The 22,307-nt window shown below is 53.1% G+C and carries 16 protein-coding genes; 7 read left to right on the forward strand and 9 right to left on the reverse strand.

All coding sequences use genetic code 11. The features are described 5' to 3' along the window. Nucleotides 1-29 precede the first annotated feature (29 nt). Nucleotides 30-1,124 carry a quinone-dependent dihydroorotate dehydrogenase gene (locus BN2762_RS20235; protein WP_187386562.1) on the reverse strand — a complete coding sequence of 365 codons (1,095 nt, stop codon included), beginning with the start codon at nt 1,122-1,124 and terminating at the stop codon, nt 30-32. Between the two features lie 194 nt (nt 1,125-1,318). Between BN2762_RS20235 and BN2762_RS28090 the strand changes: the two genes are divergently transcribed. Continuing rightward, nucleotides 1,319-1,450 carry a hypothetical protein gene (locus BN2762_RS28090; RefSeq protein ID WP_262362825.1) on the forward strand — a complete coding sequence of 44 codons (132 nt, stop codon included), beginning with the start codon at nt 1,319-1,321 and terminating at the stop codon, nt 1,448-1,450. 3 nt (nt 1,451-1,453) lie between these two features. Here BN2762_RS28090 and BN2762_RS20240 read toward each other — a convergent pair whose 3' ends face one another. The 3 genes from BN2762_RS20240 to BN2762_RS20250 form a co-directional block, all read right to left on the reverse strand. Next, nucleotides 1,454-2,884, reverse strand: a complete 1,431-nt coding sequence (locus BN2762_RS20240) for a L,D-transpeptidase family protein (protein WP_055108680.1) — start codon at nt 2,882-2,884, stop codon at nt 1,454-1,456. 257 nt (nt 2,885-3,141) lie between these two features. Beyond that, the gene (locus tag BN2762_RS20245; protein WP_055108681.1) at nt 3,142-3,384 is read right to left on the reverse strand and encodes a ferredoxin; all 243 of its coding nucleotides are present in this window, start codon (nt 3,382-3,384) and stop codon (nt 3,142-3,144) included. A gap of 119 nt (nt 3,385-3,503) precedes the next feature. Continuing rightward, the gene (locus BN2762_RS20250; RefSeq protein WP_055108682.1) at nt 3,504-4,790 is read right to left on the reverse strand and encodes a DNA polymerase IV; all 1,287 of its coding nucleotides are present in this window, start codon (nt 4,788-4,790) and stop codon (nt 3,504-3,506) included. Between the two features lie 232 nt (nt 4,791-5,022). Between BN2762_RS20250 and cimA the strand changes: the two genes are divergently transcribed. Further along, the gene (cimA, locus tag BN2762_RS20255) at nt 5,023-6,639 is read left to right on the forward strand and encodes a citramalate synthase (RefSeq protein WP_055108683.1); all 1,617 of its coding nucleotides are present in this window, start codon (nt 5,023-5,025) and stop codon (nt 6,637-6,639) included. 99 nt (nt 6,640-6,738) lie between these two features. On the opposite strand, the gene BN2762_RS20260 is transcribed toward cimA, so the two are convergent. Then, nucleotides 6,739-7,317 carry a TlpA family protein disulfide reductase gene (locus BN2762_RS20260; RefSeq protein WP_055108684.1) on the reverse strand — a complete coding sequence of 193 codons (579 nt, stop codon included), beginning with the start codon at nt 7,315-7,317 and terminating at the stop codon, nt 6,739-6,741. Between the two features lie 86 nt (nt 7,318-7,403). On the opposite strand from BN2762_RS20260, the gene BN2762_RS20265 reads away from it, so the two are divergent. The 5 genes from BN2762_RS20265 to BN2762_RS20285 all read left to right on the forward strand — a co-directional run bounded on the left by BN2762_RS20265 (nt 7,404) and on the right by BN2762_RS20285 (nt 11,180). Beyond that, nucleotides 7,404-7,907: a M67 family metallopeptidase gene (locus tag BN2762_RS20265; RefSeq protein ID WP_055108685.1), complete on the forward strand. Its 504-nt coding sequence runs from the start codon at nt 7,404-7,406 to the stop codon at nt 7,905-7,907. Nucleotides 7,908-8,028: 121 nt separating this feature from the next. Continuing rightward, the gene (locus BN2762_RS20270; protein ID WP_148500040.1) at nt 8,029-8,457 is read left to right on the forward strand and encodes a MerR family transcriptional regulator; all 429 of its coding nucleotides are present in this window, start codon (nt 8,029-8,031) and stop codon (nt 8,455-8,457) included. Nucleotides 8,458-8,497: 40 nt separating this feature from the next. After that, nucleotides 8,498-9,184, forward strand: a complete 687-nt coding sequence (locus BN2762_RS20275) for a zinc metallopeptidase (RefSeq protein WP_055108687.1) — start codon at nt 8,498-8,500, stop codon at nt 9,182-9,184. A gap of 182 nt (nt 9,185-9,366) precedes the next feature. Beyond that, on the forward strand, nt 9,367-10,080 hold the full coding sequence (locus BN2762_RS20280; protein WP_055110242.1) for a response regulator transcription factor: 714 nt from the start codon (nt 9,367-9,369) through the stop codon (nt 10,078-10,080). Then, entirely contained in the window at nt 10,077-11,180 is a 1,104-nt protein-coding gene (locus BN2762_RS20285; protein ID WP_055108688.1) for a sensor histidine kinase, read from the forward strand. The genes BN2762_RS20280 and BN2762_RS20285 overlap by 4 nt, the downstream gene beginning before the upstream one ends. A 53-nt stretch (nt 11,181-11,233) precedes the next feature. On the opposite strand, the gene BN2762_RS20290 is transcribed toward BN2762_RS20285, so the two are convergent. From BN2762_RS20290 to BN2762_RS20305, 4 genes are all read right to left on the reverse strand, one after another. Next, nucleotides 11,234-12,034, reverse strand: coding sequence for a DUF4097 family beta strand repeat-containing protein (locus tag BN2762_RS20290; RefSeq protein ID WP_055108689.1), 801 nt, complete (start codon nt 12,032-12,034; stop codon nt 11,234-11,236). Further along, the gene (locus tag BN2762_RS20295; RefSeq protein ID WP_055108690.1) at nt 12,031-13,656 is read right to left on the reverse strand and encodes an ABC transporter permease; all 1,626 of its coding nucleotides are present in this window, start codon (nt 13,654-13,656) and stop codon (nt 12,031-12,033) included. The genes BN2762_RS20290 and BN2762_RS20295 overlap by 4 nt, the downstream gene beginning before the upstream one ends. Then, nucleotides 13,653-14,528, reverse strand: a complete 876-nt coding sequence (locus BN2762_RS20300; protein ID WP_055108691.1) for an ABC transporter ATP-binding protein — start codon at nt 14,526-14,528, stop codon at nt 13,653-13,655. The genes BN2762_RS20295 and BN2762_RS20300 overlap by 4 nt, the downstream gene beginning before the upstream one ends. A 207-nt stretch (nt 14,529-14,735) precedes the next feature. Further along, nucleotides 14,736-22,289: a non-ribosomal peptide synthetase gene (locus tag BN2762_RS20305; RefSeq protein WP_074048659.1), complete on the reverse strand. Its 7,554-nt coding sequence runs from the start codon at nt 22,287-22,289 to the stop codon at nt 14,736-14,738. Nucleotides 22,290-22,307 lie beyond the last annotated feature (18 nt).

The following is a 22,307-nucleotide window of genomic DNA, read 5'->3' on the forward strand; positions in this document are numbered from 1 at the left end:
CACTGTGCCTCCTGTCTTCTGTGGCCCGGTTAGCGATGGTCTGCTCCTACAGCTTCGGAAATATGGCTAAATCCGTCGCGGCGCAGCAGGTCCAACAGACCGCGATGCACTTCGCGGTTCACCTCGGGACCTTCATATATTAGAGCGGTATATATTTCTACCAGACTGGCGCCGGCACGAATTTTCTCATAGGCGTCCGCAGCGTTAAATATTCCTCCGGAACCGATAATCGGAAGCTTCCCTTCCGTCAGCCGATAGACATGGGAGATCATCTCTGTCGATCTCTCCTTTAGCGGCTTCCCGCTAAGACCGCCGGTTTCCTGCGCATGCTCATGCTGGATGCCTTCACGTGAAATCGTCGTATTGGTAGCTATAATTCCCGATACGCCGCTATTCATAATCGTCTGAACCATGAATTCAAGCTCCGTCATGCTGACGTCTGGCGCGATCTTCACCAGAACATGCTTCCGCGCTCCGTGCTTCTCAGCCTGGTTCTCCATTTCCTTCCGGACGGCTTCCAGTAAGGAAGCGAGCTCGGTGCCATGCTGAAGATTGCGCAAATCCGGCGTATTCGGCGAGCTGATGTTCACCACAAAAAAATCCGCATGGGCATACAGCGCGGAAATACACTTCTCGTAATCAAGATGCGCCTCTTCGTTCGGCGTTGCTTTATTCTTGCCGATATTGACGGCAACCGGAATCCGCCTGCTGCGGAGGGCTGCCAGCTGACCGGCCATATAATCAGTTCCGTGGTTGTTGAAGCCCATGCGGTTGATCAGCGCCTCCTGCGGCTTAAGGCGAAACAGCCTGGGCTGCTCGTTGCCCGGCTGCGCCTTCGGCGTAACCGTTCCAACCTCCATGAAGCCGAAGCCGATGGCCGAGAACGCCTCCACCGCTTCCGCATTCTTATCCAGCCCGGCTGCAAGCCCTACTGGGGTCGGGAAATGAATGCCGAACAAATCGACCGCCAGCTCGGGAGCCTCCTTGACTCCATACATGCCGTGCATAGCAGGAATAAATCCCGGTATTTTCGCGGCTTTATTTAATCCTCCGATCATGAGATGATGCGCTCTCTCAGGATCCAGCTGGAAGAACAGATGCTTTCCAATATTGCGATATAACACGTCTACCTTCACTCCGATCATAACATATGCAATAAATTGCCCTGTTCTTTAGTTTATCGTTTTCTCGTTCAAAAGAAAAGTTTAACCTCCCGGAAACGCAAGGATTTCGCCGCCGGGAAGTGATGGCATTTTAAAATGAAAGCTATTACAATAAGAGTGTAGCTCTCTGAACAATATGGAAGGGAATGATTGTCATGGCTGCCAAGCGCAAACCGCCGACGCTCCAGCAAAAGAAAGAGGAAGTGAATAGAAAGGGGCTCATTTGGGCCATTTCCGTCGTTGCTGGACTCATTATACTGTTCACGGTAGCTCTCTTATTCAAATAATGGCTAATTCAGCCAGCGATACGTCCGGTGAGGGTTGCTCTGATCCTGCCTGTCCCCAAGCGTGAAGCGCTCTTCCGGGACAAGGCTCTGATCGGGCAGCCCTCCCTTTCTTATCGTCACCTTCGTTCCGACCGGCAGAAGATCGAACAGCTCCTCGACATCCTTTCTTCCCATCCGGACGCAGCCCAGCGATTCATCGCGGCCGATGCTGTCCGGCTCGTTCGTGCCGTGAATCGCATAATTCGTATCGGACAGCTGCATGCCCCTGCTGCCGAATTCCCCATCCGACCTGCCGTTCGGATTCACGACCTTGTCGGTAATGCGGAACGTTCCCTCCGGCGTTTTATCCCCGCCTAGCCCCACCCGGTAGTTTCTCAGAATGACGGAACCGCTGACCACCGCCAGCCGATGATTGCTGGTATCCACGATGACTTCAAGCGGCTCATCAAAGAACAGCTCCAGCTGCCGGGCTGCCTCCTTGCTGCCGCCGGATTCACGCTGTCCCGGTCCGCCTCCGCCTCCCTGCAGCTCCCGCCGAGCGAGTTCCTGCTTCAGCGGCGCAAATGCCTGCTTGATATGATCGTTGGTTCCAGCCAGCCAATTGTCCGGGAAGGGCTGCGCCAGCTCTTCCAAGCTCTCCGGCCAGCGCCCCTCGTTCTCTTTATACTGCTTCATCGCCGAAGACAGCACGGCCAGGGATTCCTGCCGCTGAATCCACGCCTTGGCCTCCGCCTGCAGCTTGCGGGAATCGGGCGGGGTGCACAGGCATGCCGCCGGGTCGTAGGATTGCACGCTGGTCTGGCCGCTGCCGAGCGACTGGATTCCGTAGACGACCGGCATTTTATGCGACCAATTCAACCATTTGTCCTGTTGGCCCATGCCCAGCACGACCTGATAGCGGCCGGACGCTTCGTTTCCCTTCAGCAGCCCGCCGATATTGCCCGTCACGCCTCTGCCGCCGGAAGCATAGCCGATCGCCGTAAAGCGCGGAGCAGCCGGCTCCGCACCTGCACCGTCAGAGGGTGCATCCGCTTCCGGTCCGTCTGTGGCCGGTCTATCCGGGGCATCCTTCATTTCCTCTAATACCGGCCCCGGATCCTTCGGGGCTGTAGCCAGCAGCTTGCCGGGGGCCTGCGCGGAAGGAAGCCAGAGAAGCAGCAGAAGCATGACCATAAAGCCGGCCCTGCGAATCAGCCGGCTGCGCTGCTCCTGCCTGCGCGACTCGTGGAGAATGTCAGCCTCATACCCCATCCATAGATCCTCGGGGATTTTGCTCGACTCAAAGGCCTCGTATACGCTTCCTGCCTGAATATAGCAATAATGCGCCTTGCCCTCCTGACCGCTTTGTTCGTATTCTTTGCCTAGCAAATACCAGGCCATTTTATTATTTGGATGATTTTCTACATATTTTTTGAGGTAAGCCGAGTTTTTCATCGTAAACCTCCACCAGGATTCAACTTGTTTATGTATGACACCTCTTACTTAATATATCGGCTGCAGAACGTCTGTTTTCAAACCCTTTTCCTTGTTCCGGCGTAATTCGATACGAAATACCCAAAAAGCTGGCCTGAAGGCAGCTCCTGCTGCGGGCGGTCAGCACCAGAAACAGGAGCCTGAACAGCAAAAAGCATCCCGTGCCATCAACAGGCGGGATGCTTCTCCTAAAGCGGGATGTAACTCGTTCTTTCCTGTTAACCTTCCATATTGAACGGAGTATCTGCAATCTTGATGGAATCCGTTGGGCATCCGTCGGATGCATCCTGAAGGTCATCGTACAAGTCTTCCGGAATTTCCGTTACACCGCGGTTACCATCATTATTGTAGATAACTTCGGCCAGACCCTCATCGTCGTAATCGTAGATATCCGGTGCCGTAGCGCCGCAAGCGCCGCAAGCGATACAAGTATCTTTCTCTACCCAAGTATATTTCGCCATCTTTATCTGCCTCCTGATAAACGGTACAAGTGCGGTGAATTGCTACCACCATGACCAATATAATATAAAAAGAAAGCAATTTCAAATGATTTGTTACCAATTTCCATTGATAATTGTTATCATTCCTCCCGATTTTCCCGGAGAAAATCCGTCTGCAGGGAGGTTCCGCGGATTTTATGGTTGCGGATCAAGGCGGAAGGATCGTCGCTGAGCATGCCTGCCGTCAGGATGGCATCCTCTCCGAATTTGTCCCGGAGCAAATCCATCGTCCGCGTAAGCGACTCCTTCCTCGGCTGCTGCTCATAATCGAACAGATCAAGCTGGAGTGCGGAGCTCTCCTTCGGGACTAAGTTTTGCAGCGTAATGCCGAGCAGCCGTACCGGCCTGCCGTGGCCCCAGTGCCGAACGTACAGCTCGCAAGCTTCTCTGTAAATATCATCCGCCTGCTCCGTAACGTTCCCCAGCGATTGGGAGCGGGTAATCGTCTTCATGTCCGGCGTTCTGATCGTAATCTGCACCGTCTGGGCCATCAGCTTCTGGCGACGCAGACGCCGGGCCACCTGATCCGCCAAATTGAGCATGACGCGCTTGATGTCCTCCAGCTCAGTCAGATCCTTCGGAAGCGTCGTCGTATGGCCGATCGACTTGTTTTTCTCCCGCTCCTCCTGTACCGGCGAATGGTCGATGCCGTGCGCGGCCTGCTTCATCCACAGACCGATAACCCCGAACCTTTCGGACAGCAGGCGCTCGTCGGCTGCGGCAAGCTGGCCAAGCGTGTATATGCCCATTTTCTTCAGCTTCTCGCCGGTTTTACGGCCGATGCCGAACAGCTCGCTGCACGGCTTGCCCCACAGCAGCTCAGGCACATCGCGCAAACGAAGCACGGTGATGCCATTCGGCTTCTTCATATCCGACGCCATCTTCGCGAGCAGCTTGTTCGGTGCGATCCCGATGGAGCAGGGCAATCCCAGCTCGGCAGCGATCCGCGACTGAATTTCGTGAGCGATCTCCAGCGGCGTGCCGAACTGCTTCGAGCCGGTGATATCCAAATAGCACTCGTCGATAGAGGTGGCCTGCAGCAGCGGCGTGTAGCGGTAGGCGATATCCATGAAGGCCCGTGAGTAGCGGCGGTATAAATGGAAATCCGGAGCGATCAGGATGAGCTTGGGGCATTTCCTTAGGCCTTCCCGCACCGTCATGCCTGTCCGGACACCCAACGCCCTTGCCGCATAGGAGCAAGTGACGATAACGCCCTTGCGCAATTCTACGCTTCCCGCGACGGCCGTCGGCTTGTTCCGGTAATTTTCCGGCTCCTCGGCCTCGTGTACGGAGCAATAAAATGCGTTCATATCGATATGGAGCACAACCCTGCCGTTTACAGGATAATAATCGTCGATATTCCTCACTAATGTTCCCTCTTTTATTTAAACTAAACGATGATGCTGTAATCTGTACCTATGTTCGTTACTTATACTTTCCGGCATCTATAAAAAAGCATACCTTTCTAGCTAAAATGGGTCAACCGCTGCATACAAATTCATAAAAACGGTGTTACATTTAAATTACAGATGCTATAATTAGAAATTATACTAATCAGAGCTCACACTCAGATGATATCCAAAGGGGGACATTTTCATCATGTCAAAGGCTGTAACCATCTTCGACACAACACTACGTGACGGCACTCAAGGAGAAGGCATTAGCCTGTCAGCGGACGATAAGTTGAAGATAGCCAAGAAGCTGGATCAGCTGGGTGTACACTATATCGAAGGCGGCATTCCTGGCAGCAACAGCAAAGATATCGAGTTCTTCAAGAGAGTGCAGGAACTCGGATTATCCGCGACAGTCACCGCTTTCGGCAGCACCCGCCGCAAAGACAGCATCGCTGAGCATGATCCTAATTTGAAACGCATTCTTGAATCCGGTGCCAAAGCTACGTCTCTGGTTGGCAAGTCGTGGGACTTCCATGTGCATACTGCTCTTCAGACGACATTGGAAGAGAACTTAGCCATGATCTACGATTCGATCGCCTATTTGAAACGGGAGGGCATGGAGGTGTTGTTCGACGCCGAGCATTTCTTCGACGGATATAAGAACAACCCGGAATACGCTCTCGCCGTCATGCGCAAAGCCGAGGAGGCCGGCGCCGACTGGCTAGTCATGTGCGATACGAACGGCGGAACGATGCCTCATGAGGTATACGAAATCGTCTCCGTTCTGGCCGGACGCGTAACGACGGCACGGCTTGGTATCCATACCCACAATGATTGCGAGCTGGCCGTAGCCAACGCGCTGAATGCTGTACGAGCCGGTGCCCAGCAGGTTCAGGGCACGATGAACGGATACGGGGAGCGCTGCGGCAATGCAAATCTCTGCTCCATCATCCCCAACCTCCAGCTGAAGCTGGGTTATGATGTCATCCAGCCGGAGCAGCTGCAGCAGCTGACGAACACGGCCCGCTATGTCGGTGAAATCGCGAACGTGCATATGCCGGTAGGACAGCCTTTCGTCGGAACAGCGGCCTTTGCCCATAAAGGCGGCATCCACGTGTCGGCCATTTTGCGGGATTCCCGCACGTACGAGCATATCGCTCCGGAGACGGTAGGAAATCGGCAGCGAGTGCTCGTATCCGAGCTTGCCGGACAGAGCAACATTCTATCCAAAGCGCAGGAAATGGGCATCCAATTCGATCCGGAGAACGAGGAGACGCGGCAGGTCATTTCCAAAATCAAGGATCTGGAGCACCAGGGCTACCAGTTCGAAGGCGCGGACGCTTCCCTGGAGCTGCTGCTCCGTCAGGCTAACGGCGAATTGAAGGAGCTGTTCGTCTTCGAATCCTTCAAAATGCTCGTCGAGAAGTCGGCTGGAAAGCCCGTCGTGTCGGAAGCCTTCATCAAGCTGAACATCGACGGGAACAGCCTGTACACCGCTGCGGAAGGCAACGGTCCGGTCAATGCGCTGGACAATGCGCTGCGCAAAGCGCTGATTTCTTATTATCCGGCCCTGAAGGACATCCACTTGTCCGACTATAAGGTCAGAGTGCTGGACGATAAGGATGCTACGGCTTCAAAAGTCAGGGTCCTGATCGAGTCGAAAGACGCGACTAATTCATGGAGCACGGTCGGCGTGTCCGGCAACGTCATTGAAGCGAGTTGGGAAGCGCTTGTCGACAGCCTGCGCTACGCTCTGCTCGGCCATACGAAGCTGGAGTACGAAGAGGTTGTTTCCGCAGCCCAAGGATTGGTTAATCATTGATTCGTAGTTAATGCATCATCAGCCATAGCGCAGGAAGGCCCGGGTATCCTTTACCAAGGAACACCCGGGCCTTCCTGCCTTCATTTCCGCGCCATCAGCTTATGAGGATTTCAGCAGCTTTTTGATCTTGGCCTCCAAATCCTTCGGGGGCACAATGCCGATGATAAGATCCTGGATTACCCCGTCCTTGTCAATAAGGACATTCGTTGGAAAAGCCATGCCGTTGAACTTCTTGTAGGCCTCTTCCTTCTTGTCCAGCAGGATTGGAAACTTGATTCCGTATTCCTTGACGAAGGCCTCGGCCTTTTCCACAGTATCATAAGCCGTAACATTAACGCCGTAGATATCGAGACGATCCCCGTACTTCTCATAGAGCTTGACGAGATCGGGCGCCTCCTCCTGGCAGGGATCGCACCAGGAGGCCCAGAAATTGACCAGCACCGGCTTCTCCCGCTCTCCTCCTACCTGGTATGTACGCCCATCCAGCCCGCTCAAGGCGAAGGAAGGAGATGGGGAGCCCGGCTTTGGCGCGGACTCGGCGATCGCGGCGCCCAGCGTTTTCTTTTCTTTGCCGCCCACGCCCTTCACGAACGAGAGCAGGTCAGTACCGTAATTTTGAAACAAAGCGATTCCAAGCAATACGATCAGGACCGCAATTATCGGTGCATTTTTTCTCATGCGTACTCTTCCTTTACTTGTTGTGTTATTATTGTACCCTGTTTTCCGATTTTGTTACAAATCGCTGGAAGAGGTGAATCCAAGTCATGAGTATGTACGGCAAGCTTCCCACATGGATCATCCCCCCATCCGTCTTTAAGGAGCTGGAGCTGGACAGTCTGGCCAGGTATCCTCAAGAGGCTTGCGGCGTCCTGCTGGGTGAAATCAAAGCTGGAACTGCCGTTATTAATGAGTATGTACCGCTGCACAATGCTTCCGGCCAGCCGGAGCGGCATTTCGCGCTGGAGCCGAAGGAATGGGTCAGATACTGCTATCATCCTAGGCTGCTGGGCCTGTATCACAGCCATCCTTCCGCCCCGCCGCAGCCTTCCCGTACCGATCTTGCAGAGCTGCCTCTATTTGCCGGCCTTCTGCATTTATATGCCATCGGTTCCTGCTGCCCGAAGGCGACTTTAGAGAATCTGCCGGAACCATCCGCTTCTGCTGCTGCATTTATGATTCAAGGATATAACGTCATCCGCGATCCGCAGGGAGCTGCAGCGCTGATAGAAGCTGAGCTTGCCCCAAGTATAGCGGAAAAAAGAAGCTAACGAAAGTTACTACCGAATAGAAAGCATAACGTTTGACTGTATACTTACCGATCAGGTATCATTATTTTAAGAGACATATAATACTATATATCCTTAGGAGCGAGGTGAGCCTACCAGGATGATGAAACTGTACAGAATCGGCGAATTAGCCAAAGCCGCCAACGTAAGCGAAAGAACGATCGATTACTACACAAAGCTGAAGCTCATTACACCGGAGAAGCGTACGCAGACAAATTATCGCCTATACAGTATTGAAACCTTGAACCGTCTGAAACGTATTAATGAATTGAAACAAGAGAAGTATACATTAGAGGAAATTCGCTCGAAGCTGGAGCTGTGGAATAAAGTAAGCGACGAGCAGGTAACCGAGAAATTAACCTCCCTTGAGATCCATATGCAAAGATTGGAACGGGAAGTCAAGGAGCTTGAGCCGCTCTTATCGAACCTGAAGCCTGGCCAGGCCAGAAAGATGTTCTCCAGTCTCATGCCGCAAAGCCTTGCTTGCATCGAAGCGCTCTACATTCTAATTAACCAAGGGCCAATTGCGTAACACAATAAATTATTTTTACAATAGGGGGATTGAGAGACAGATGAACTCGAACATTATGTTTATTCCGTTATTATTCGCCATCGGTTTATCTTTCTGGGCGCAATTCAAAGTAAAGGGAACCTTTAATAAATACGCCAAGGTTCATAATATGTACGGACTAACCGGGCATGAGGCAGCGCGCCGCATGCTGGATGCTAACGGCTTGTATGATGTGCCGATCGAGCCTGTTCGCGGCTCCCTCACGGACCATTACGACCCAATGAAACGCGTCGTCCGCCTGTCCGAGCCCGTATATTACGAAAATTCAGTATCCGCGGTTGCTGTAGCCTGCCATGAGGTCGGCCACGCCATTCAGCATAAAGAATCTTATTCTATGCTGGTACTGCGCCACAAAATGTTCCCGATCGTCAACCTGACCTCCCAAGTGTCGCCGTTCCTTATTATTGCAGGCTTTCTGTTCGGCTCCCTGAACCTGCTTGGCGTCGGCATTATCTTCTTCTCGCTGGCCGTGCTGTTCCAGCTGGTAACCCTGCCGGTGGAATTTGACGCCTCCAACCGGGCACGCAGAGGCATGCTCAGCATGGGATTGGTATCGCAGAATGACGAACGCGGCGTAGGCAAGGTTCTGAATGCCGCTGCTTTGACTTATGTTGCCGCTGCATTGGTTTCCCTCTTCGAGCTTCTTCGTTTTATAATGATGTTTTTTCAAAGCCAAAACAGGGAATAACCTTTATGCCCGATAACAAAGAGATTACAACTGGTAATCTCTTTTTTTGTGCTGCCGCCGAGGCGCATAATCCTCCAATTATTGAAATTATTGGGTGTATTGAGGTAGAATAGAGAGGGCTAGAATAGGAATCTAATGGACTTAGGAGGAATCAAATATTGCTCAGGAATGAGAAAATACTCATGGTTGACGACGAGGAAGGCATTTTGAACCTGCTGGAAATCATCTTAAAGAAAGAAAGATTCCATGAAATCTACTCCTGCACTTCAGGGGAAGAAGCATTGAAGCTGATTGATCAGCATGCCTTTGATGTCATTTTACTGGATGTCATGCTTCCCGATACCCATGGGTTCGATCTATGCAACAAAATCAGAAGCGTGACAAGCACGCCCATTATTTTTATCAGCTCCTGCTCCAGCGATTTCGACAAATTAACGGGTCTCGGCATTGGCGGGGACGATTATATTACGAAGCCATTCAACCCGCTGGAGGTCGTAGCGAGAATCCAAAGCCTGCTCCGCAGACAGAACCTCAATCGGGCCATGCAGCAGCATGAGCACCATGATCATTATAAGGAGTACCGTTATGGCAACCTTGTGTTAAAGCCCGCGGACGCCCAGCTTATCGTCGACGATCGGGTGATCGAATGCACGGCCAAGGAGCTGGAGCTGCTGCATTTCTTCTTTAAGAATCCCAACCGGCTTTTTACGGCAACACAAATCTATCAGTTCGTTTGGGGGGAGGAGCCAAGCTACGGGGAAGAGAAAACCGTGGCCATGCATATTTCCAAAATAAGAAAGAAGCTCGAAGTCAAGCCGAAATCTCCCGCAATCATCATTAATCTAAAAGGAATTGGCTACAAATTCGTCCCTCCCGTTGAAAGGCAATCGCTATGAATATCAAGCTTCGATTCAGCATCCATTTCATCGTCGGATTATTCACCTGGATATTATGCATGGGAATCGTCATGATGCTTATCGTGGAAGGCGTACTGCCGATGCTTGGCCTATATGAAGGCATGAGCGGCTACGATTTGATATTGCTAATCCTGCTTGCAGCCGGGATCGTGATCTCCAGCCTTGTCTTCAGCTGGTACTTCAGCAATCCGATCTGGTTCATCATTTCCTGGATATCCAGCTTATCGCGCGGGGTTTACCAGGAGCCTCCCGACAGCCATAAGATTTACACGAAGAAAGAGAAGCTGAAGAGACCCTACCGTCTATATAGCGAAATCATTGCCAACATCCATGAGCTGTCCATCAGCCTCCGTAAATCCCAGCAGGAAAGAGAGAAGCTGGAGCAGCTGAAGAAGGATTGGATCGCGGGCATTTCGCATGATCTCAAAACCCCGCTGACGTACATATCCGGCTACTCTGCATTGCTGTTGAACGAGGAGTATTCCTGGAGCGAAGAAGAGAAGCACTCATTTATGCAGGAAATATTGAAGAAGAGCAAGCATATGGAGGCCTTGATTCAGGATTTTAATCTATCCCTGCAGCTTCAGGAATCCAAGTCGCAGATTCCGCTGCGGCTGGAGGAGGGCAATCTGGTTGAATTCCTGAAGAGCCTGCTGGCAGATACGTGGAATGACCCGGAGCTCCAGGAATACGATTTAAGCTTCCACTGCGAAGAGGATGCGATTCCCTTCTCCTTCGATCGACGCTTGCTGTACCGGGCGATTCAGAACCTGCTTATGAATGCCGTACTGCATAACCCTCCCGGCACCGCAATTACGGTGCAGCTAACGAATGTACAGAATCAATTCGTCAAAATTACGATTAAAGATAACGGTGTCGGCATGGACCGTATTACTTTGGAGAACCTGTTCAAGAAGTATTACCGCGGGGCGCCAAATACGCCTGACGCACGATATGGGCTTGGCCTGGGGATGTCGATCGTGAGAGACCTGATCATGGCCCACGGCGGGCATATTTCCGTGGACAGCGTCGTTTCGCAAGGCTCCTCCTTCTATATCACAATCCCTTTTGCCAAATAACAATACCCGTCCTTCCCCAATGCAGCTTAAATGCTGGGAAAGGACGGGTAGCTTTATTTAAGATAGATGCTTCCAGACGAGGATTTGATCGTTAGACTTGGGGCACCAGCTGCCGAGCCGATCGTAGCCTTTAATTGCTGTCCTGCGCCTGCAGCATTTACGTCGGAGGCAGAGGCCAGAGAAGACTCGATCTTCCCTGATTCAGTTGAAGCGTTAATCTCCAGGGCGCTTGGCACATTATCGAATGTCATCTCGACCTTGCCGGTTCCAGTTCTGATGCTGCTTCCCTGAGCAAGCTTGCCTGTATGGGATACCTTTACGTTGCCTGCATCGTTCTCGATTTTGAAATCGCCCGCAACACCGCTTAGTTGGATGTCTCCAGCGACGATTTTTCCTTGAATCTGATTTCCCTCGAAGCCGTTGATCTCAAGGCTTCCTGAATCTCCTTGAAAGACGAGCTCATCTGCTTTCAAGCCTTTTCCTTGAATTTTCCCCGCAAATGTCGTCAAGCTGATTTTTCGAAACTGCTTATCCGGCAGCTCGACCTGCAGAGTGTCTGTCTTAAGGTTGACTAGGTTCGAGGAGCTTCCGTAATTAATATCCAGCACCCCGCCGCTTAAATCAGCATGGATTTCTTTTCCTGCCTTGGTACTGACCTTTATTTCCCCACTGCCGGCCGGAAGTATTTCTATATTCTGCCCGTCCGTTTTTATAATGATTTCCTCCACTTGTCCCCCGTCAAATGTCTTTCCGGCACTGCTCGCTTTGGAACCGCAGCCAGCAAGAGTTAGAGCGAGAACCCCGGCTAATACCAGGGCCGTTATTTTTTTACTTCGACGAATCTTGGAACTCATGAAACTCCTCCTTTGTAATATTGCTTTGATTTGCTTTTGCTCGCGCCGCCTGCCGTTAGAACTCCAGCTTTGATCTGCTGGCCGATAAGGGCAGCGATCAGCAGAATGCCTGCCAATATACCGTACAACAGGGAATGGTTCGTCTCTCCGCCCAGGAAATTCAGATAAGGAAGATCATTCACTGCTCCCATATACCACCATAGAATATAGACGACTTCGAACATTTTTCTCGACCCGCTCAGCGTCCCCAGGGCCATCGCCAAGGTCGGAATGAATAAGACGCTGACCAGCCAGGCTGTTAAGAGCGTCCATTGCCCGTCCAGAGCAAAGTGTACGAGTGCGCCCGAGAATACGAGCAGAGTGATAAGAATCCCCGCTATCCATACTGCCAGGAACCTTTTTAGCGGAGGGCAGCTGGACAGCAGCAGGTCCCGGGTAAAATAGTATTTCTCGCGGGTACCCATCTGCGACCAAATGGCAATCGGCCATAATGCCAGCACAGGCAGCCAGGACAGCACTTTTTCCAGCGGGATCAGAAGGCTGGCAGCCATGCTGCCCAGTACCAGCAGATACCACCAAATTGAACAGTCCTTCAGCATAATGTACATTTCTGCCCGAATGATTCTAGCAATACGAACCCCCTTCTCCTTCTTGACAGGAGACAGCGTAAAGTCATGGCTCTTCGCAGATTTGACGGCAATCCCCTTCTTCGGTTCATAAATTACCGGCACATAGCTGCGCTTCGAATTATCCTTCATTCTGAACCGGTTAAAGACGAGAGAGGAAATGAGAATGATCAGCAGAGCAACGCCTACCCAAATCAGCCGGTCGATCAGCAGGCTCGAATTCCAATCAACGCCCTGCCAGACAAACGTTGGGCTGTTGCCTTCAACCGGATAATATCCGAAGCTTCCCCCCTCCTCGCTTGTAGACAGGAACGAATATTCCTTCATTGCTTCCTGGACCATATCCGAACGGATAATGTCCAGCCCGAATACATCCAGCGAGCTGTTCGGCGTAGCGATCGACACGATGCTGAAGAATACCCATATGGCAAAGAAGATCATATTCCCCACAACGCCTTTCAAGCCGGGCACGACGTCAAATAGCACGGTCAGCGCGGCCAGGACGAACAGCGAAGGCATTACGATGAAGACGAAGGGCTGCCAATAGTCGGCGAACCGGATGTAGTAGTCTTCCCCCCGAATCAGCTGCATCCCCATAAAAGCCAGAAACAAAATCAGCTCGATCACCAGCAATACAACATAGTTGGAAATGGCTTTGCCGATGATATAACGAAAATTGGTGACCGGCGTAGCCGCAATAATCTGGCCGACTTTAAGCCTCTGGTCCTCGGAAATCTGGCTGCGCAGCATGAAAAAGGCAAACAGCCATATCAGCAGCGTGGACATCATCGTGACCATCCCGCCCAACCATGCGGAATTGTAAATCCCACGCACCCCGCCAATGTAGAACACCTGGTATCCGCTGGAAGGGGATGGAACGCAGGCATATCCCAAGAACAGCGTCAGCAGGACGACGATCAAGAAAGAATAGCTTCTCGTTTGCTTGATCAAGTTGTTCTTAATCAGACAATAGTAGACGCTCCACATGTTGCTCATGACGCCCCTCCTAATGGGGACACTGCATACAGGTACGCATCCTCCAGCGTAGAAGGCAGCGGCGTAGCATTCTGGGACGGGCGGAAATCAGAGACGATTCTAGCATGCACCCCGTCGCTCCGGTGTATGGCGCTGCTGATAATATACTTCTCCTGCAAATCATGCAGCTCCGAGGATGGGATAATGCTCTGCCACACCTTATTGTCAGCCCCTTGGATCAAGCCTTCCGGCGTCGTAAAGGTCACCAATCTGCCCTTGAACAGTATCGCAATATTCGGTGCAATCGATTCGATGTCTGTCACGATATGTGTGGAGAGAATGACGATCCGGTTGGAGGACATCGTCGACAGCAAGTTTCTAAAGCGGATGCGTTCTTCAGGATCAAGCCCCACCGTCGGCTCATCGACAATAAGCAGTGACGGATCATTCAGGAGAGCCTGGGCAATGCCTACGCGCTGTCTCATTCCGCCGGAAAAGCCGCCCAGGAGCTTCTTGCGATCATTGGACAGATTCAATATTTCAAGCAGCTCGTCGATCCTCTTCCTCGCCGATTTCAATTTCAAGCCCTTCATTGCAGCCATATATTCCAGAAATTCTACGGGATTCATATTCGGGTACACGCCGAAGTCCTGCGGCAAATACCCGAGCTCGGTGCGGAGGATATCCGGATGCTGTGCTATATCTACACCGTTCCAAGTAATCACTCCGGATGTCGGCTTCTCTATGGTGGACAACATTCTCATTAAGGTAGACTTTCCTGCTCCATTCGGCCCCAGCAGTCCTAGAATGCCTGGCTTAAGATGCAAGGTGACCTGGTTCAGGACCTGTTTTGAGCCATAGGATTTAGTTACGTGCTCGATTTTCAATTCCATGCTACTCTTCACCACGCCTCATTCGATATTTATACAACCATTATTTTCATAACCTGATCCTAGTATACTGTGTCAAAGTAAAAGTATAGTAAAATCAGAACAAATCTAATATAAAATACACAGAAGCGCTGGATCAGCCCTGGTTATAAGCCGAGAAAAGCCCAGTCAGACGGCCTATTCCCGCACTGACTGGGCTCTACTTAAGTTCTAAATCCGCAGCAAATCTTCCTCGCTGCAATGCTCCGAAAGAAGCACTAGATGATGCCTGAACCGGCTGGCCAGCATGTCCATCGACCCTCTTGCAATCCGCCGGCGGTTGAACCTTAGGGCGCATCTCAGCTGGCCGTTTACGATATGGGCGTTCAACTCCATTTGATACGGCCAGATCATGCTGTGATCGATTAAATCTCCAAACGGAATGGAGGCTGATCTTACGCCTTCCTGCTTCAATCCATCCTGGAATTCCCCCAGATAGTTGAAGCAGATCTCGGGCGCGAATCCGAAATCGATCCCTTCCTTGCGCTCCGGATCCGTCAGAAATTTCAGAATGCTGTAGCCGAAGCCTTTACGGGGAATGCTTCTATGATTCTCTCGAACCGTTTTAAGCACCGAGAGGAGGTTCCCTTCGGGAATCTCGTAAACTGCGGGATAAAGCGAAGTAAACCAGCCTACCGTTCTCGTCAAATCCTGATCCGGGCTGAATTCCGATCTTCCATGCCCTTCCAGGTCGATTGCAAACCTAGTATGGCCGCACCACTCGTTTAACGTTCTAAGATAGGCTGCAATGAGCAGGTCATTCATCTCTGTGCCCCATGCAGCGGGTGCCCTTCTGACCAGAATGCCCGTCTCTTCGGCCGTCAGATCGACTTCAATTTCCTCCATATCCCCGAAGGTATGGGATGTGCCTGCGTTTTGCCCGGCCGGCAAGCCCGGGACCTCCTTGCTGATAACTGACGACCAGTACTCAGCCTCCTCTAGGACGTCAGCCGTATTGGCATAACGCGCCAGCGCCTCGCTCCAAGCTTGGAATGAGGTCGTTTTAGCGGGAAGCTGCGGCGTCTCGCCGTGCTCATAGCATCCGTAGAGATACTCGAAATCTTCCATAATAATGCGCCATGAGACCGCATCAACGACAAGATGATGAATAATAATTAGAAGATAGCTGCCGGCATCGGTACGGAACACGCCAAGCTTGGTCAGCGGCCCCTGCTCCAGCCGAATGCTGCGCTGCAGGCGATCAGCTTCCCGCTCGATCAAGCTCTCGGCGTCAGCACGGCCTTGGAAATCAAAGCATTCAAGGTCAAAGTGCCGGCCGGAAGCGCTCTGATTCTCCTGAATCATCCCGTGATCGTCAGGATAGTAAATCATGCGCAACGCATCGTGATGCTCCGTAATGCTCTGGAACGCCGCGGTCACAGCATCAACGTTCCAGCTGTCTTCTCGCTCCAGCATGATCGCCTGATTCCAATGCTCCGGATGCCCCGCCAGCTGGAACACCCATTGCTGCACAGGAGTCAGCGGAACTCTCCCCTCCACAGCCGCCGTGCTTGCGCCGCTGGATTGCTTTACCAGCTTGGCCGACAGGCCTGCAATAGTCGGGCTCTCGAAAATATCCTTGATCCTGAACCGGAGGCTGCTCCGATTCAGCTTCGCTGAAATCTCAATCGCCTTGATGGAATCTCCGCCGAGTTCGAAGAAGTTGTCCTCTACGCCAATTTCATCTACAGCCAGCACCTCCTGCCATACCTTCAGCAGCTGCTCCTCCTGCGCGTTGCGCGGCGCTATCTTCTCCCGGGATCCCAGCTGCGGCTTCGGAAGCCGCTTGGCATCCACCTTCCCGTTCGCCGTCAGCGGCATTTGCTCCAGCGGCGTAAAGTAAGCGGGAATCATATACTCCGGAAGCTCCTCGCTCAAATGGCGGCGAAGCTCCGATGCGCCAATCGGCCCAACGGCTACGTAATAGGCAGCCAGCGCCGTGGTTCCCCCCTGCTGAACGGGAACCACGACGGCCTCCCGGACAGATTCATGCCTAAGCAGGCAGTCGGAAATTTCCTCAAGCTCGATGCGATAGCCTCTGATTTTCACCTGATGATCCATTCTGCCTAAATATTCGATCTCTCCGTTCGGCAGCCAGCGGGCCAGATCTCCTGTCCTGTACAGCTGCGTTCCTGGCTGAAACGGATTGTCGATGAATTTCTCCGCGGTAAGCTCCGGACGATTCAAGTATCCCTTGGCCAGTCCTGCGCCGCCGATGCACAGCTCGCCGGGAACGCCGACCGGCTGCAGCTGGCGATAGGAATTCAGGATATAGGCTTCGGTATTTTTAATTGGCTTCCCGATGGTAATCCGCTTTGTGCTCCTGCTGACAGGTGTCAGCGTGGAGCAGACGGTAGCTTCCGTAGGGCCGTAGGCATTGATCAATGTGCGTCCCTCGGCCCACTTCTCGATCAAATCCATCGTGCATGCTTCTCCGCCGGTCACCAGGGTATGCAAATCCGGCAGCTCTTCGTAAGGGATGCTCCGCAGAACGGACGGGAGAAGTGTAGCTACGTTGATCCGCTTCGCCTTCAGCCAGCTTCCGAGCCCCTGCTCCAGCAGCACGTTTCTGTCTTCGATATACAAAGTGGCTCCCCGCAGCAAGGTCATGAAAATTTCCCACACCGAGGCATCGAAGCTGAAGGAGGAGAACTGCAGAACCCGGCTGCCGCGCTGAATGCCCAGGGTATCCGACACTAGGGACAGATTGCACACGCTGTGATGCCTGATCATAACCCCCTTCGGCTTGCCCGTTGAACCGGAGGTATAGATGACGTAGGCTAAGTCATCTGGGGCGGCAGCATGCTCTGGATTCGGGCATTCCTCCTCTTCAAATGCCAAATCTTCCACGAGAAGCAGCTCCTGTTGGCCGGCCACCACCCGGTCCTCCATTCCTTCTCGGGTAAACAGCAGTCCAGCGCCGCTATCGCTCAGAAAATGATGAATCCGCTCGGCAGGATAGGTCGGATCGATCGGCAAGTAAGCTCCGCCAGCTTTTAGAATCCCCAGCATGACAATGATCATTTCTGGAGACGGCGGCAGCATGATGCCTACGATTTGATTCCTCCCCACCCCTTTACGCCGCAGGATGTTGGCAATTTGATTCGCCTTGGAGTTGAGCTCACGGTAAGACAGGCTCTGCTCCCGCCAAAACAGAGCCGTATCATCCGGGTTTAAGCGAGCCTGATTCTCAAACAGACCAACTATCGTGGAATGCCGATGCTCGGTCGTTCCTCTGGCTGCATTGAAGCTCTGAAGAATCTGCTCCTCCTCTGGTGTAGCCAGGAGGATATCCTTAATCGCGATTTGCGGATTGCGAAGGACCTGGGCAACGATTGACTTGAAATGCCCCGCAAGCCGCTCCATCGTTGCTCTCTGGAACAGGCTCGTATTGTAGCAGAGATGAATGAACAGCTTCTCCCCGGTAACGATCTCCCAGGTCATGTCGAACTTGGCGGCCGGCTCGCCGAGCCTCAGCTCCCGAAGCTTTAATCCGCCGGCGTCAATGTCAACCTCTTCGATGTCCTGCAGCGTAAAAAGCGTATCAAACAGCGGATTGCGGCTCGGATCACGCTGCAGGGACAAGCGCTTCACCAGCTCTTCCAGCGGATAGTCCCCGTGCTGGTATACCTTCAGAAGCTCGTTTCTTACATTTTGCAAATACTCGCTGAAGGTCTGGTCGAAGGAGAGCGGATTACGGAGAGGAACGACATTGGCGAACATGCCTGTCGTGTAGTCCAGTTGCTCCGACGGTCTTCCTGATAACGGCGTACCGACGATAACGTCGCGCTGTCCGCTATATTTTGCCAATAGAATATGGTATACCGCAAGCAGGGCCATGAATAGCGTAGCTTGCTGCTGCACGGCAAGGGATTTTAGCTCCTCCGTGCTTGCCTTATCGACCTCGAAGCCGAGCTGATCTCCCGCGAAGGTCTGAACCGGCGGCCGGGCGTAGTCGGTCGGAAAGTCCAGAATCGGGAGTTCCCCCGCAAAACGGCTTACCCAGAACTGCTCCTGTTTCGCGTATTCAGGCGAGCCGGCCCACCGCTCCTGCCAAACCGCGTAATCCTTATACTGCACTTGAATGACCGGCAGGGCTTTATCCTGGTAAAAGTGAAACAGATCATGCAGCAAAATGTTCATCGACAATCCGTCGCTGATGATGTGATGAACGTCCAGCAGCAGAATATGCCGCTCGGGGCCGGCCTGAACGAGCCCTGCCCGGAACAGCGGGGCTTTATCCAGCTCGAAGGGCCGGATGAATTCCATCATGATGCGCTCAAGCTCAGCCGGATCGGGAGCAGCGGCGAGCAGTGCAAGCCTGGTCTCCACCCGGTCGGCTACGTACTGTACGAGCCTGCCGTCCTCCGCGCGCAGCAAGGTTCGCAGGGACTCATGGCGGTCGGCGAGCCGCTGAAGAGATTGCTCAAGCTTGGGAATATCGAGGGCACCCGTAATCTCCAAGGCAACCGGTATGTTATAGCTGACCCCGGACGGATCGAGCTCCTGAATGGAGTACAGTCTCTTTTGCTGCGAGGTTACCGGATATTGCGGCAGCTCAGGTGCAGGATGAATGATCTTCATTTCCGGCAAGCCCTCTTCGGAGCGGATATAACGCGCTAAATCCCTCACGGTAGGGTTGGAGAACACCTCGCTTACCGGAACATTTGCACCCAAGGCCTTTCTGATCTTAGAGACCAGCATCGTCGCCTTGAGGGAGTGGCCGCCCAGTCTGAGAAAATGATCGGTCACACCGAGGTCCGCCATGCCGAGCACGTCCTGGTAAATGCCCAGCAGAGCAAGCTCCAGCTCGCTCTGCGGAGCCGCGTATTCCGTTGCGGACTTGCGGATATCGGCAGGGCTGGGCAGCGCATCCCGTCTGATTTTTCCATTTGGCGTCATAGGCAGGCGGTCCAGCTCAATGAAGAACGATGGCACCATGTACTGCGGCAATCGCTCCGACATATACTCGCGCAGACTGTCCGTATGGATCGTCTGACTGGCCACAAAATAGGCGCATAAATAAGGGATTCCATCCCCGTCGCTTCTGGCAAGCACGATACCGTCCCGGATATGCTCGTGCAGAAGCAGCTGGGCGCTGACCTCCTCCAGCTCAATGCGGTGACCCCGGATTTTCACCTGATGGTCGATCCGGCCGAGATATTCCATCTCTCCGCCAGGGAGCCATTTGACCAAATCCCCGGAGCGGTACATGCGCTCGCCGGGCGCGAAGGGATTCTCGATAAAGCGCTCTGCGGTCAGCTCGGCACGGTTCAGATACCCGAGAGCCACGCCGTCGCCGCTAACGTAGAGCTCCCCGGGCACGCCTATAGGCAGCAGCTGCTGGCGCTCATCGAGCACATATGCCTGCAGCGTCGGGATCGCCCGGCCGATATTGCTGACATTGCTGTCAATCTCCCGCTTCGTGATTTCTTTGTAAGTGACATGAACGGTCGTTTCCGTAATACCGTACATATTGATCAATGCCGTAGACGGATATTTCTCATGCCAGGCCTTGAGCTGGATCGGCGACAGCGCCTCCCCGCCGAAGATAACCTTCCGGATATTCAGATGATCCTCATGAGCTGCCTCTTCGCTGGCCAGCATATTGAAGGCCGAAGGCGTCTGATTGAGGATCGTAACCCCCTCGCTGCGCAGCAGCGCCCGGAATTCCCGGGCATCCCGCGCCGTGTCGGCCGGCACGATGACCAGCTTGCCGCCGTACAGCAGCGCCCCGTACATTTCCCATACCGAGAAATCGAAGCACATGGAATGAAACATCGTCCACACATCATTCTCATTAAAATCAAACAAGTTATCGCTATTGAACAGCAGGCGCACGACGTTCTTGTGCTCGACCATGACTCCCTTCGGCTTCCCGGTTGAACCGGAAGTGTAAATAATATAGGCGCGGCTATCCGGCCTGTTCAGCTCCTCCAGACTGGAGGAATCCCCGCTCTTCCAGAAATCGCCGTCCAGCGAAATGACGGCTCCGCGGTAAGAATTTGGGGCAGTCTGGCCTGAGGCTGCCAGCAGCAGCTCCGCTCCGCTGTCCTCCAGCATGTATTGAATCCGTTCGGCAGGATAAGCCGGGTCAATCGGCAGATATGTCGTACCAGCCTTCAAAGCTGCTAATATGGCAATAATCATGTCTGCCGAGCGATCGAGCAGAATGCCGACGATGGATTCGCGCTTTGCCCCTTGAGCCAGAATCTCCCGGGCCAGCCGGTTCGCCGCCTCATCCAGCTGCTGGTAGGTAAGGCTCTCCGCACCATGAACGACCGCGATGCGGTCCGGCGTCCTGCGAGCCTGTTCCCCGAACAGGCCATTTATTGTCTGCTGGCGCGGATAATCGGCCGCAGGAGGGTTAAATGCCAGCAGCTCCCGGCGCTCCGCATCATCCACTATATCGATCCGGTCCACCTCGATATCCCGATCGGCAGCAACGGCCTCGACGATATTTCTCAAATGCCCGGACAGCCGTTCGATGAAATCGGGGGTATATGCCTCCTGATTGTAGGTCATGTTGAATTCAAGCTCTTCGCCGGGCTGGATGATGAGGCTGAAATCATAGTTGTTGCGCTCGACCGAATCGCCTTGCCTGAACGTGAAGCCGAGCCTGCTGCTCAGCTCCCTTACAGAATCTAGAGAAGATACATAATTTTCAAATACGACGATATGGTTTACCAGCTGTCCCCCGCATTCGGAATTGGCCTGAATATCGGCCAGGGAGCTGTACTCATAAGGCTTGGCTGCCAGGGAGCTGCGGTGCACGCTCGCTACGAGACTGGAGAAGGTCTGGCCCGGCTCTTTTTTGACGCGAACGGGTATCGTGTTAATGAATAGTCCTACGATATCCTGCACCCGCTCAAGCTCCGGGGGACGGCCTGATACTACGGAGCCGAAAACCACATCGTCGGCACGATTGTATTTATACAGAAGGATTGCCCAGGCCGTCTGGATCACGTTGTTCAAGGTCGTTTGCAATTCTTTGGCAAGCTGAGCAAGCCTGAAGGTGGTCTCCTTGCTTAGCCGGAATATGTGCTCCCGGTGCAGGTATTCGCTTCCCTGCCTTTTCTGCTGGCGGGGAATGACTGCCGCTTCCTCATAACCGCTCAAGTAATCGCTCCAGAACGCAGCGCTCTCCTTCGCATCCTGCCGCTGAAGCCACTTCATGTAAGAGCTGTACTTCGGGGGCTGGCCAGGAGCCGGCTGCTGGCGGTTCAGCAGCCGGCCGTACGTCTCAAGCAAATCCTCGAACACGAGCCCCCAGCACCAGCCGTCCATGACGATATGATGGAAATTCCAGATCAGCTCATACCGGTCAGAGGACAGCTTGATCAAATGCAGCCGAATAAGCGGATCCTTGGCCAGCTGAAACGGCTTTTCTCGATCCGCCTCCTTGTATTCCGCCAAAAAGTGGGTCTGTTCCTCGGCAGACAGATGAGTGATATCCTCGTATTGCAGGGAAACCTCCCGCTTCTTCAGCACGATTTGCACCGGCTGCTGAAGGTTCTCATGCACGAAGGCGGTGCGCAGTACATCATATTTGTCGATCATGGCTTGAAAGCTGCTCTCTAGAACGCAGCGGTCCACGGTGCCCTCGAGAATGGCTGAACCTTGAACGAAATAGAAATTGTCCCGGCCGTCCCGGATCGCGTGAAACAGCATTCCTTTCTGCATCGGTGTAAGTTCATATATATCCAGAACATTGCTCTTATCCACTTTCCTACCTCCTCGACA

The sequence above is a fragment of the Paenibacillus ihumii genome, assembly GCF_001403875.1.
Classification (GTDB): domain Bacteria; phylum Bacillota; class Bacilli; order Paenibacillales; family Paenibacillaceae; genus Fontibacillus; species Fontibacillus ihumii.

Coding starts and splice junctions, on each gene's coding strand:
- BN2762_RS20265 (WP_055108685.1), top strand. CDS start 7,404: ATGAGTATGTACGGCAAGCTTCCCACATGGATCATCCCCCCATCCGTC.
- BN2762_RS20285 (WP_055108688.1), top strand. CDS start 10,077: ATGAATATCAAGCTTCGATTCAGCATCCATTTCATCGTCGGATTATTC.
- BN2762_RS20245 (WP_055108681.1), bottom strand. CDS start 3,384: ATGGCGAAATATACTTGGGTAGAGAAAGATACTTGTATCGCTTGCGGC.
- BN2762_RS28090 (WP_262362825.1), top strand. CDS start 1,319: ATGGCTGCCAAGCGCAAACCGCCGACGCTCCAGCAAAAGAAAGAGGAA.
- BN2762_RS20280 (WP_055110242.1), top strand. CDS start 9,367: ATGGTTGACGACGAGGAAGGCATTTTGAACCTGCTGGAAATCATCTTA.
- cimA (WP_055108683.1), top strand. CDS start 5,023: ATGTCAAAGGCTGTAACCATCTTCGACACAACACTACGTGACGGCACT.
- BN2762_RS20260 (WP_055108684.1), bottom strand. CDS start 7,317: ATGAGAAAAAATGCACCGATAATTGCGGTCCTGATCGTATTGCTTGGA.
- BN2762_RS20270 (WP_148500040.1), top strand. CDS start 8,029: ATGAAACTGTACAGAATCGGCGAATTAGCCAAAGCCGCCAACGTAAGC.
- BN2762_RS20275 (WP_055108687.1), top strand. CDS start 8,498: ATGAACTCGAACATTATGTTTATTCCGTTATTATTCGCCATCGGTTTA.
- BN2762_RS20300 (WP_055108691.1), bottom strand. CDS start 14,528: ATGGAATTGAAAATCGAGCACGTAACTAAATCCTATGGCTCAAAACAG.
- BN2762_RS20295 (WP_055108690.1), bottom strand. CDS start 13,656: ATGAGCAACATGTGGAGCGTCTACTATTGTCTGATTAAGAACAACTTG.
- BN2762_RS20240 (WP_055108680.1), bottom strand. CDS start 2,884: ATGAAAAACTCGGCTTACCTCAAAAAATATGTAGAAAATCATCCAAAT.
- BN2762_RS20290 (WP_055108689.1), bottom strand. CDS start 12,034: ATGAGTTCCAAGATTCGTCGAAGTAAAAAAATAACGGCCCTGGTATTA.